Below are 12,667 nucleotides of genomic sequence, written 5' to 3'. Positions count from 1 at the left end.
ATTATTTTTTTTGAGTAGGTTTTTTATAATTTGTACGTTGCATAAGGAGTTCGGAAGCTTTTACAGGAGTCATATAATGCTCAATATTTCAATTAAGTTTAATATTTGGAGCCTTTTTACAAAAGTTCATACACATCGTTTCTGAAACTTCTGTGTTTTTAATGTTATGAAATTTTATATCGTTTTTCAATCTTTGGGTGATATATGTACTAAACTTTGCTTTGCAGCTCATTCAGGTGCAAACTTGGATGTTATTCATAGGTGTATATTGTATGTATTTTTTGTATTGTACCGATAGAACTAAAATCTCAAAAACGAAAAAATGAAAAAAATATTTGCGTAATCTCATTTTCTCATATAATTGCTACGCTTTAAATAAAGCTGTTTACACAAATGTAAATGCCGGGGTAGCTGCAGGGCTAAAGTATCTAGTAGGACTACGTACATTGCTGTGAATAATGTTGGTGCATAAAATTTTAAATGCCGGGGTAGCTCAGGGGTAGAGCAGAGGATTGAAAATCCTTGTGTCGGTGGTTCAAATCCGCCTCTCGGCACCATACAAAATTTTAAAATGCGGATGTGGTGGAATGGTAGACACGCACGATTGAGGTTCGTGTGCCGCAAGGTGTGAGGGTTCAACTCCCTTCTTCCGCACCATAAGCAAATAAACAATAAAAAAACTCTGAGATATCTCAGAGTTTTTTTATTGTTTATTTTTTATTTTTCTTTCACATAATATCAGAAATTTCTCACGCATACACATCAGTAATGTTATCAACAATATTATTTAAGTCCGTGAAGCTTTCAAATCTTTGAACAAATATAAGTCTATTAAACTTAAAATAAACAGTTTTGTCTTGATCGTTTTTAAATTTTTTTCACTCTCTTTCAACATAAAAAGTAACTGACTTTTTTCATGATTCTTCTATTTTAATAATATCATCTCTTTTAAATTTAAAATTAGACATTCAAATAACAGATATTCCCTCTCAATCTAGATCTCTTTTAGATAATTTATTTTTTTCTATAACTTGAAATTTCATTCACTCAGAAATATTTTCAGCTAAGAAATCTTCTCTTTCTTCTTTCATTTTTTGCTTTGACATACTACATTATATAAAAAATAATACATTATATATAATGTATTATCTAGTAAAGTCAAGATAGTTTTCAGTTTACTCAGGAACTACTTTTTTTGGAATTCCATAATATTCTAGAATCTCACGAGTAATGTCGGCAAATATAAATGAAGAAGTTGAACCACCATATTGACTTGATCTTGGACGTTCAAGTTTAACAAGCACAACTACTTGTGGATCCTCTGCTGGTGCAAATCATACAAATGAACCATTAGTAGCAGCTGCCCCTCACTCATATCACCCTTTATAAGCAATTTGAGAAGTTCAAGTCTTCCCTGCTACGGTAAATCACTCAATCCCTCATGCTTTTGCAACTCAGTTCTCTACTCAATCCACAAGCATATCTATAACCATTTCTGAACTTGATTCTTTCAATACTCTTCTCTGTGCTTCAGGTTCATATATAGTAGTTCTTCCATCAGGATACTCAATTTTTTCAATGAGATAGGGTTTCATATATACTCACCCGTTTGCAATAACACTATAGGCAGAAGCCATTTGCAACGGAGTCACTGCAACTCATAATCCATATGAACTTGTAAGAAGCTTCGCTTGAGACCAACGTTCATAAGGTTCTATTTTATTTGAAACTTCTCATGAGAGAGTAATTCATGTTTCTTCAGCAAAACCGAAATCTAAATAATATTTATATAAAAGAGCTCTTCCTATTTTTTGTACTATTCGGATCATTCAAACATTACAAGAAAAATTGAGTGCATTTACATAAGTATTGTACCCCAGACATTCTTTCGCAACATTTGAAATTGTAAAACTATCAATAGATACCTTTCACTCATCGTTATACATATCATATGGTTTAATCTCACCAGTATCGATTCATACAGCAACTGTAATAGCCTTCATAATACTCCCAGGTTCATATAAACTTGATATTGCGTCGTTTTGATACACTCATGCACCAAAACTATTTTTGTATATATATTTTGTAATATCATTTTCACCATATTCTGATCTATCTGCTTCTCGAAGAAAAATTTCTTTTCCATCATAAATAAACGCATCACCTCTCACCGTATCCTCTACAAATACTGATCGTCATAATAAATCTGTAGTTGGATTAGGGTATTTATCTCAGGTGACTTTTTCTAAGTCATATACATCTCAAGGATTGTTTGGGTCATAATTTGGATAATTAGCCATTGAAAGGATTTTACCAGTGTGTGGATCCATGACTACTACCGTTCATTTATTAGCTCTATATTTTTTGACCCCAGCTTCTAATATTTGCTCTACTGTCTTTTGAATATTTCTATCAATAGTAGTATACACATTTGCTCATTCTAAAGCTCATAGTTCATCCTCATCGAGAGAAATTGGATCTATCGTTCTGCCTTGAGTGTCTTTTTTACTGACTTTTTCTCATGGACTTCACTTTAAAATATCATCGAAATATCCCTCAATTCCATAATGTCATCTTCACTCACTATCTATAAATCAAATAAGTTGCGACGCTACATCTCTTTCTGGATATATTCTCTGTGCGTGAGGATTAAGAATCATAAATCACCCAATAGAATCTTCATCTTCTATTACTCATTGGCTCAGTGCTTGATTTTCATCTGAAATATACTGAGATAACTCATCTGAAGCGAGGAGTGATAATTTTCTGTATATAGGAATATATCTCAAATCTCTTTTTCGAATAGAAGTCAGTACATCTTTTTCAGCCCCTCAAAATAAATCTATATATTTCTCAACAAATGCTTCTACTTGTACAAGCTCCTCTGGATTAACATACAATCCATTTGGACCAGGATACACTCCTTTGATTCCCCATTTTATGGTTTGAGATTCTTCGTCAGGAGAGAGAGAATCCTTGAGTCTTACAGCAGTGACTTTCGTTTTAGAAATTCTCTCTACTATTTCTTTAGAAATAAGTCATTTGAGATATTCTTCTTCTTGGTTAAAATCATTAATTTCAAGTACTTTCAGGAACCTGAGCATATCATTGTAACACTCTTCGCTCTCTTTAAGATAACAAATCTCTTTATAGACCAGATTTGTGAGAAATATTCAAAGTTTTCATTTATCTCATTTTATTTGTGGATCGATTGCTAGGTCATTAAGATCTACACTCGTTCAAAATACACTTCAATTTTCTAAAGTTGTCGTAGCTGCAGAATAAAGCGTTCAGCGTGTAACGGGTATTTCGACTTCTCACACTTGTTGATTATATGCAAGAGAGTTATAAAATCAGTAATTTATAACGGTATAGGAAAAAGTTTCCCAAATTATTGCTCAAAAAAACAATAAAAAAAATACATACACAAAGTATTCTCTCGGATATCTATCAAAAATTTCAAAAAATGCATCTACAAAACGAGTCTTTTTTCGAGGGTTCATAAAAAAAATAACTATAAAAATCTTATAGTTATTTTACTAATTTTTTATAAATTTGAAAATGTAAAATGCTTAAATATATTCTTATTATGCTCTACTCTTAGGGTAGTATGCAAATCATTCAAATCATGTATGTCTCTTGTATTGGTTTCAAGTTGCTTGTGATCTTGATGATCCTCCGGGAATATTACTGTGATAATAACTATAAAAATCTCAATCAAGCCCTTTTATTTCAACGTGTCAGTATTTTTTTCTCACATTTGTTCATCGCTCAGCATTTTGTCAATATGTTACGATTCAACCAGGTTTTGCTTCATTGGGATGGGAAATTGCAACCCGAGTAAATTGGTTTGGTCTCGCCTCTAAGAATCATTTCCATTTATATCAGTCTCTTCAATACTGTGGAAGTCCCCTAATTCAAAAATTTGTCATCGCATCTCAGCAAGAAGCTCAACAACTATTATTTCAATTATTTACATAATTTCGTTGAATCCACTTCCCAAGCTCACCGGATAATTGCGGATTTTCACCTATTTTTTTAAATTCTGATTCTTCTCTGAAAGATGATTCAACTATATTTATTTCACTCCCCTCTCTAATAGATAATCTATTTCACGCTGATGTATAATCAAAATCTGAAATTGAGTGGTATTGAGTTCAATTAGATTCAACAGTTTTATAATCTCAAAATAAATCAAATGCTGTCAAACCATTTTCAAATATTAATCCTACTCAAGGTGCGTCCTTGAAGCTTTGAAAAATAAAATTTCAGTTAGAATTTTCTACTGCAAAAACATTTCTAACTGCATCAAATCAGTGCTCTGTCCTGCTTAATTGCTTAATATTATACAGTAAGACTCTTTTCTTTGCATCAGAAAATAACTTACAATACAAAAGAATAGATTCAACATCTCACTGTTCAAATACTTGTATGAGATTATCTTCAATTTTATTTTTGACTATGTCTTTTTGTTCAGATTCATTAATATTTGTGTCTATATGATTTTTATCCGCTTCAGTAGGTATTGAAATTTCAGAATTATTTTTTAACTCAAGTCTTTTATTTGATCAGTCTATAGATATATAATTTTCTCATTGTCGAGAATAAGCCTCATTATTTGAAATGAGATAATCTTGATCATTAAAAAGAATGTTCGCAGTAAATTTATCTCCAAGTTCTTTATTTCATTTAAAATCTATAGTATAAGTGTCTCTTCAAGCAATTATACTTTTCGTAGTAAACATGCTTCGAGCCTCATTAAATAATTCCTGCTCCATTATATATGAGAATAACATCTCAATGTATTTTATTTTTTCTGAGCTATCTCCAATCCTGTTTAAGGTGTTTAATATTGAATGAAAATCATTTTGAGTAAATGCTTCACTAATACTATCATTTATACCTTTTGCTACATTTATCGTTCATTTTCTTCAAGATTCTATATCATAATGAGTCATTTCTCACCATAATACATCATATAAAATATAATCACCTATTGAAAGTGGTCAGAACATTTCATTCGTTATGTCTTCACTTACATTGTAGGTACTTTGAATTCTTCACAATAAAGTTTCTAAATCTGATTGAGTAACAATTTTCTTTGAATCAGCTGTTTCTTCAAGACTAAATCATGCTTGGTACAATTCACAAGATTTAAAATATAAAAATGTTTCAGGTCAAAATTGTCAATCAATATGAGCTCAAGATATCATTTGGATATTCTTTTTCTGATCACTCGATAATTTTTTAGCAATTTTACTTGCATCTATATATTCTGATGAATTTTTAACAGCAGTTTTAGCTGCCTCAAATTCAATTTCTGTCATTCAAAGTCTCAAAGTATTTATTTCTATATTTTCAGGATTTTGAAAATTAGTAATTGATTCATTTTTCTCTCATGTAGTATTTACTGATTCATTTTCTCAATTTTTTTGTAGATTCAAATCCCCATCACTTCATTCTATGAGTTCATTACTAAGCAATTCATCATTTTTTTCTGACATATTTTCGTTTCCTATAACATCATTGAGAGAATTTGTTTCATCTTCAATAGTAAGAACAGATTTACTTAAAAATAAATCTTGTAACTCATTAGAATTATGTATATTTTGCATGATTGCTTGAAAGGTATTTGGTCAAAATACTCAATCAGTACCACTTCATGCTGATTTTTGAATATTTTTTTTCTCATCTATCGTATCTTGAGAATTAAATATATCTTCACAATGAGAATAAAGAACATTATACGTTTCTTTAGGACTCTTGATGTTGAGATTTCAAAATAAACTTATGAGATTTTTATAATAGGCAAAGGTATTTGGTCCTCTCAAACCATCTATATCTTGAGCTCATGAAATTATTTGAAGATCTTTTACTTCTTCGCGAGACATTTCAGTCATTGATTGATATTGGAGGATTTCATTTTGTAGCTCATCGCAGAGTGTCTGAGCATCATCATGAATTTGTTCACATTCTTGGTAATATGATTGTTCTATATCTGTTTGCTCTTGCTCACTTAATAGTGAATCAGAAAAAGCATCTCTGAAATCTATATATTTATTTCTGTTTGCCTCAAAATTTGATTGTTCTATTCACATAAAATGTAATTATAGAAAGTATATAGAGTTCAAAATATCATATTTTTGCGATTGAGACTATAATTTTAGCTTGACGAAGTCAGGTATTTATTCAGCTTTTTTAAATATTTATTTTGCAATACAAGCTTTTATTCCTATAATATTTTTTGTAATTTACTGATGTATTTTTACGGTTTATTACACAATTTATTATTTAAAAAATACAACATGGTAGTTACTAAATCAGACAAACAAGGAATCATTGAAAAATTTGCTAATAAAAAAGAAGATACAGGATCAGCTGAAGTGCAAATTGCAATTCTTACAGCAAAAATTGAAAATCTTAAAGAACATCTTGCAGAACATAAAAAAGATAATCATTCAAGAAGAGGGATTATGATTATGGTTGCAAAAAGAAGAAAAATGCTTGCATACTTAAAAAGAAAAAGCCAAGAAAAATATGAAGAAGTTATTGCTGCTCTTGAAATTAGAAAGTAATACACAAAAAAGAACCTCAGAAGGGTTCTTTTTTTTTGTGCACTTTTTACGTTGGATTTTTGATTTCTTTAATCTTGCACTCAATGAGCGCGTCTCATAAAAATGTACGAATTCTTTCTATAAATCTATCGACGATGAGATAATCATAATCAGCTATTTCAATTCAGAGAGTAAGAAGTGTTTGAGAAGATGAATTCTTATGAGTGTGTATTTCATCTATATTTATTCCCATAGTATAAAGGGTTTCACTTATTTTTTTGAGGATTCAAATTTTGTTTTCTAGTAAAAAAGTAATTCGAAACAAAGATACACTTTCGCCTCATTTCACATATGCATTCATAAGCCGTTCTTTGTTGACCGTTTCAAGCACAGTACAATCTCTTGCGTGAATAGTAAACTGACCTCGAGAATTTATATGAGCTACAATTTGATTAGGAATCTCATCTCAAATACAGTTTTTACATGTTCTGTAACTAATATCATCCTCTCCCCCTATCATAATCTCTTTTTGCTCCCTCTCTTGTGTTTCATCTACTTCTATATAATCAGGATTTTGAAGCTTTCGTTCTGATTGGTAATTAATCTTATTTTGCTTCAGTATTCGTTTAATAAGCGCTGATGGAGTACTTGAAAAGTTCCCAACTTGCTCTAAGAGTGGAAGACGCTCCTCTGTCGAAAACTCTCTTCCATCTATAACCTTTAAAATTGTGAGGTCCTTATCTAGCGCAGATAGTCATGATTTTTCTAGGTATCAGTTTATAATTTCTTTTCCTCTATCTCTGTGTGAATCCTTATTTCATTTTCTTAAATAGGCTTTGATATTATTTTTTGCTTTGATAGTTTGTACGAATCAGAGCCAAAAAGGACTTGGTTTTCTATTTTTATCAATAATTACTTCTACCACGTCTCAATTTTTCAATTCTTTATCAAGTGGATGAACTACTCCATTAACCTTCGCAATGGTAATATGATCTCCTAAATCAGTATGTACCTGATACGCATAATCTATAGGAGTAGACCCTGTTGGAAGATTTATTAAATCTCACTTTGGGGTAAATACAAAGATTCTATCTCGAAAAGTATCTATCTTGAGTGATGATAAAAGATCGTTGTTTCAAATACTATCGACCATATCTTTCAGGTCGTTTACCCAATCAATTTCAGTTGCTATTTTGCTTCATTTTTCTTTGTACTCAAAATGAGCTGCAACTCAAATTTCAGCTCGTTTATGCATTTCCTCTGTTCTTATTTGTATTTCAGTAGGTTGAGAGGTGAAATTTTTAAGAAATCATATAACAGTCGTATGGAGACTCTGGTATCCGTTAGGTTTTGGAAGAGCGATATAATCCTTGAATCTATTCGGGAGTGTTCTCCATTTCCCATGGATTTCACCAAGTACCCTATAGCAATCAGCAACAGTTGGAACTACGATTCTAATACCATAAATATCATAGAGCTCACTTGGGTGCTCTATTGATTTTCTCTGCATTTTATTGTAGATAGAATATGGAGATTTAATCCTAAAATCAACTTTATGAGCCAAATCAATTCATCACAGTAACTTTTGAATTTCTAAGATAGCAGAGTTTTGAAACTCAAGTCGTGTATTTGCTAAATCTTTAAGTTGTCATACGAGTTTATTGTAATCTTCAGGGTGTAGTATATGAAAACACTCATCCTCTAAGTCGTTTTTCATCTTGTATAAACCAAGCCTCCCAGCAATAGGAACATAAATGTTCAATGTTTCAAGAGCTATTCGTTGCTGTTTTTCTGGATTTGGATGGTGAATGAGAGTCTGCATATTATGCAATCTATCTGAGAGCTTAATAAAAATAACTCTCAGATCATCTGCCATAGCGATGAACATTTTTCGTAAGCTTCCAATAGCTCTATCTTCTCATCTATAACGAACTTTTTCAAGTTTCTCCATTCAGTAACAAAGATTAGCTACATCTTCTCAAAAAGATTCGAGAATATCATCAAAGGTAAAAGGAGTATCCTCAATAACATCATGAAGCAAACAAGCTTGAATAGTAGCTATATCAGGAGTAAGAGAAAGCAGTATTTCAGTCGCTGCAACTGGATGAGAGATATATGGTTCTCCTGATAATCGAGATTCACTTTTATGAGCATCTTTTGCAAACTCATAAGCTTCTAAGATTTCAACAGAAATAATTGCTTCATCCTGATCTTGCATATATGCTTGAGCACGTTTGATGATATCGGCAACTTGTTTGTCAATAATACTTATGTGTTGTTCGTAGCTTTTCATGTATTATTTTTGTAAAATTGAAATAATATTTCGTTTGTTATCAAAGAGTCTATTTTCCAAAATTTTAAATCAGGCTTCTTTAAAAAGTGTATCTAATTCCTTAAGTGTAAAATTATGATAATATCTTGTATGAGCTCCTATTTTAACACTATAATCAGTTGAACCAAATTTATTCTCGCTTCAATCAATTTTAGATGATGCGTATTTATCTTTGTTGAGACTTGAATCTAGGGCCCAATGTGTCATATAGATTGTGGCTCATTTTTGAGAAATTGAATAGAGTTGCTTCAAAACAGATTTTCTATCATCATAACTTTTTAGATGATGGAATGAAGCAATACTAAAAATTGAATCAAACTGAATATTTCAAACAAGAGACTCAAGTTCTAACATATTTCAAACTCTAAAATCAAAATCAGGAAATGATGATCTCGCTTCTCAAATGAGTTCACTTGAGAGATCAATTCATACATACTCAACTGGATATAGTTTAAAATATCAATAATACTGCTCTAATAATCTTCCACTTCAACAACCCACATCTAAAATTGATGGCTTATTTTTTAAATTAGAAAAAAAATAAATAATTTCTTCCCATTTCATATTATTCCGAGAAGCTGCAAATGTCTTTCAAAATTGATTATAATCTACCATATTACATTTCGTCAGGAAGTGGAATCGCAAGAATCTCAAATCACTCTTCTATAATTTTTAGAAATTGAGATACTAGAACAAGTCTTGAATTTTTAACAGAGCTTTCTAAACTGTCGTCAATAACTTGAACATTTGCATAAAAACTACTAAAGAGTTTCGTGAGTTCAAAGAGATAAATACAAATTATATGTGCATGATATGTTTCTGCTGATTTAAGGACAATTGATGGGTAGTCTAAAATTTTTTTAATAAGATCTTTTTCTTCTGATTCTGAGTAAACCAAATTTTGGCTCACTCATACTATTTTACTTTTTTCTAATACTTTCTTCCCTCTCACGTAGGCATATTGTATATATGGTCCACTATTCCCATCAAAAGTCATAAACTCATCCCAATCAAATATCACATCAATTTCTCGAGATTTTTTAAGGTATCAGTATTTTATAGCTCAAAGAGAGATTATTTTTTGAAGTTCTGTTATTTTTTCTTCACTAATATCATCTCGTTTTTGCAGAATAATTTCTTTTGCTTTGGATTCTCACTCGTCCAGCAGTTTTTCAAGTTTTATGATTTTTCATTTTCTTGTACTCATTGCACCATCTTTAAGACTCACAAATCAGTTGTGAGCATGAGTAATTTCAGTTTCTTCTTTCAGCCAGCCTGCAAGTCTCGATATGGCAAAAGCTTGTTTAAAATGAAGCTGCTGTCTCACATCTACAAAATATATTATCTTACTTGGATTCCAGTTTTGCATTCTGTATTTAATACTTGCTAAGTCGCTTGCAAGATAGCCGTGTGTTCCATCTCTTTTTTGCAGGATACATGAAGGGAGTTTTAATTCATCTGGAAACACAATTCAGACTGAACCATCTTCATTTTTCGTAGCAATATTCATAGAAATGAGTTCACGAACAATTTCGTGCATAGGAGTTATAAGATCCGGATAATCCTGCATTTTTGGGAGTCAAAGTCATTCATAAAAACTCTCTCAAATATCATACTGAGGAAATACTCAAAATCTCGCCAAAAGTTCATCCATTTTTTGGATGGAAAACTTGGTAAATCGAGTCCAGTTATCAACCATTTTAGTGTCTCACTGTGATAATTTTTTAAAGGCATCTCGAAATTGTTGATCAAGAGACGCGTCAGTTTCGCTGTCATTTGATATTTTCACATAAAGTTGAAATAAGTGTTCAACAGCATCTTCTTTTAAAGCAACTTCATCTCAATACTTTTCAAAAGCAACAATAAGTTTTCAAAAAATAATCCCCCAATCTCATATATGACTATCACTTATAACGGTGTACCCTAATTTATTAAATAGATTAATAAACACTTGACCTTGATTTGGAGTACACATATGTCAAATGTGCAGTGGCTTACCTACGTTCGCTCAGATATAATCAATATAAATATGAGTATTTTTATTTTTTGATACTTCTCAATATAAACTGTTATTTTGAATAAACTTCTCAAAACTCAGAGCTATACTCTCTTCATTAAAATAAATATTTAGATACGGTCCCGTTGCTGATACTTTTTCAATATCTTGAAATTTATTTTCATCATTATTAATTGCTTCAGACAACAAATTACTTATATCAATCGGTGATTTCTTAAGTTCTTTCGCGAGAGTAAAACAAGAAAATGTTAGATCTCACATATTTTTTTTTGGTGGAGTATCAAATGTAATGTCATGCAATGTAATATTGAGCTCGCGATCAATAAGTGATGTAAAATATTTTTGAAGTTCCAAGTACATAATAACTATTCTTAATATAAGTATATACCTAAATTATAGTCATAAATCATATTTCTCAAAGGCTGTTTCGTAAGTAAAAATTTTAATCTTATTATTAAGTATTTATTATTAGGTTTACACTAGATTTAATAGTATTTATAATGAATTCATACAACTGAACTATAACAAAATAAGAATTATATTTGTATTTTTTAAAATATATTTACAATAAGTAAAACACCCTCTAAAAATAACATATGTTCGAAGAACTTCTTGAAAATAATATTAGATTCATTAAAGAACTTAAACTCTATCATCCAATGGATAGTGAAGTGTCACTTGCTGTTCATTACCTCAATACTGAAAGGATACTGAGTGTTTCTTGAATTCGACATAGTTGAAAATCTAAGCTCATACATTCCTTACTCAAAAAGACTCACAGTTTTGAATCTTGTTTTTATTATAACTCAGATATAGATACACTCTGAGTTATTAGAGAACGGTCTGATTTAATCACTCTTTTAGATATGTTTATAAGAATATATGGAATACCCAAAATAATTATTCTTCAAAATATAAATATGATTGAAGGAATAAAATGATTTATTTCTCAGCTCATAAAAACTGAAAAGTATAAAATTGTCATAGTATGAAACAATATAAAGATTGAATGAGTAAAAGAAATCGAGCTATTTCCTTTATGAATAGATATAAAAAAAAGAGAGCTTATTCAATTTGGTGGAATCTCAGAGGTGAGAGTAGTTCCAGAAATATCATATAAGCAGTTTTTACTACAAGCCCTCAAACACGATATAGTAAGTAGAGATATTCTGGAGTCATACAGCATAAAAAATATAAATTTGTTTTATCAAATAATGACATTTTTATCAAAATGTGACTCTTTTCAATCTATGAGAAATCTCCATAGAGAGTTGGCTGCACACTCTATAGAAATATCTCTTCTCACAATGATTGAATACCTCAGTGCTGCAATTAACACAAAACTCATTTATAGATGCTACCTCTATGATATTAAACAAGATAATGTCATACAATCTCAAGCTATATATTATTTTGGAGACGTGGGGATTAAAACTGCATTTTCACATTCTGATGATATTCTCGAAAATCTTATTTATTTAGAATTTATGAGAAACTGATTCGTCGTATATGGATGACTCAGTGGAAGGTTTCAATTCTCATTTCGTGCAGAAAAAAATATGAGAGTAATCAGTATTGCAATCGAGAAGTCTCAAGATAGAAATGAAATACGAAAAACAGCTCGCAAACTTGCAAAACTCTGAGATAGTTCCAGTAAATTTGTCCTCATAGAAAATAAAGATGATCTCGCTATGAGAAAATTTGAAGAAGAAGGAGTCGTAATTTGAAATTTATCTGACTTTATGGAAATACTTTATACATAAA

Annotated in this window: 9 protein-coding genes and 2 tRNA genes; 4 read left to right on the top strand and 7 right to left on the bottom strand. The window is 30.7% G+C overall.

From position 1 onward, the window contains the following. Position 1: 1 nt before the first annotated feature. The gene (locus GW846_01990) at positions 2-259 is read right to left on the bottom strand and encodes a (2Fe-2S) ferredoxin domain-containing protein (protein NDK09524.1); all 258 of its coding nucleotides are present in this window, start codon (positions 257-259) and stop codon (positions 2-4) included. Between the two features lie 223 nt (positions 260-482). On the opposite strand from GW846_01990, the gene GW846_01985 reads away from it, so the two are divergent. Both GW846_01985 and GW846_01980 read left to right on the top strand, forming a co-directional pair. Beyond that, positions 483-557 (top strand) — tRNA-Phe (locus GW846_01985). A 16-nt stretch (positions 558-573) separates the two neighbouring features. Continuing rightward, positions 574-657 (top strand) — tRNA-Leu (locus tag GW846_01980). A 53-nt stretch (positions 658-710) separates the two neighbouring features. Here the strand turns inward: GW846_01980 and GW846_01975 are convergent. The 3 genes from GW846_01975 to GW846_01965 all read right to left on the bottom strand — a co-directional run bounded on the left by GW846_01975 (position 711) and on the right by GW846_01965 (position 6,098). Next, entirely contained in the window at positions 711-1,106 is a 396-nt protein-coding gene (locus GW846_01975) for a hypothetical protein (GenBank protein ID NDK09523.1), read from the bottom strand. A 69-nt stretch (positions 1,107-1,175) separates the two neighbouring features. Beyond that, positions 1,176-3,503 carry a penicillin-binding protein 2 gene (locus tag GW846_01970; GenBank protein ID NDK09522.1) on the bottom strand — a complete coding sequence of 776 codons (2,328 nt, stop codon included), beginning with the start codon at positions 3,501-3,503 and terminating at the stop codon, positions 1,176-1,178. 84 nt (positions 3,504-3,587) lie between these two features. Beyond that, positions 3,588-6,098, bottom strand: a complete 2,511-nt coding sequence (locus tag GW846_01965) for a hypothetical protein (GenBank protein ID NDK09521.1) — start codon at positions 6,096-6,098, stop codon at positions 3,588-3,590. Between the two features lie 207 nt (positions 6,099-6,305). Here GW846_01965 and rpsO point away from each other — a divergent pair, with 207 nt between their 5' ends. Beyond that, complete coding sequence (rpsO, locus tag GW846_01960) at positions 6,306-6,575, top strand: 30S ribosomal protein S15 (GenBank protein ID NDK09520.1); 270 nt, start codon at positions 6,306-6,308, stop codon at positions 6,573-6,575. A gap of 46 nt (positions 6,576-6,621) precedes the next feature. Here the strand turns inward: rpsO and GW846_01955 are convergent, their stop codons facing one another. From GW846_01955 to argS, 3 genes are read right to left on the bottom strand one after another with little or no spacing between them, the layout of a single operon-like run. Next, the gene (locus tag GW846_01955) at positions 6,622-8,847 is read right to left on the bottom strand and encodes a bifunctional (p)ppGpp synthetase/guanosine-3',5'-bis(diphosphate) 3'-pyrophosphohydrolase (protein ID NDK09519.1); all 2,226 of its coding nucleotides are present in this window, start codon (positions 8,845-8,847) and stop codon (positions 6,622-6,624) included. Positions 8,848-8,850: 3 nt separating this feature from the next. Then, the gene (locus GW846_01950) at positions 8,851-9,501 is read right to left on the bottom strand and encodes a class I SAM-dependent methyltransferase (protein NDK09518.1); all 651 of its coding nucleotides are present in this window, start codon (positions 9,499-9,501) and stop codon (positions 8,851-8,853) included. Between the two features lies 1 nt (position 9,502). After that, positions 9,503-11,263 (bottom strand): arginine--tRNA ligase, encoded by a 1,761-nt coding sequence (gene argS / locus GW846_01945; GenBank protein NDK09517.1) that lies wholly within the window; start codon positions 11,261-11,263, stop codon positions 9,503-9,505. A gap of 236 nt (positions 11,264-11,499) precedes the next feature. Here argS and GW846_01940 point away from each other — a divergent pair, with 236 nt between their 5' ends. After that, positions 11,500-12,666, top strand: a complete 1,167-nt coding sequence (locus GW846_01940; protein ID NDK09516.1) for an ATP-binding protein — start codon at positions 11,500-11,502, stop codon at positions 12,664-12,666. Position 12,667: the final 1 nt, after the last annotated feature.

This window comes from Candidatus Gracilibacteria bacterium (genome assembly GCA_010119145.1).
Taxonomy (GTDB): Bacteria; Patescibacteriota; Gracilibacteria; order BD1-5; family UBA6164; genus JAACSU01.
Note: the sequence above shows the minus strand (reverse complement) of the source record. Positions and strands in the feature narration are given on the sequence as shown.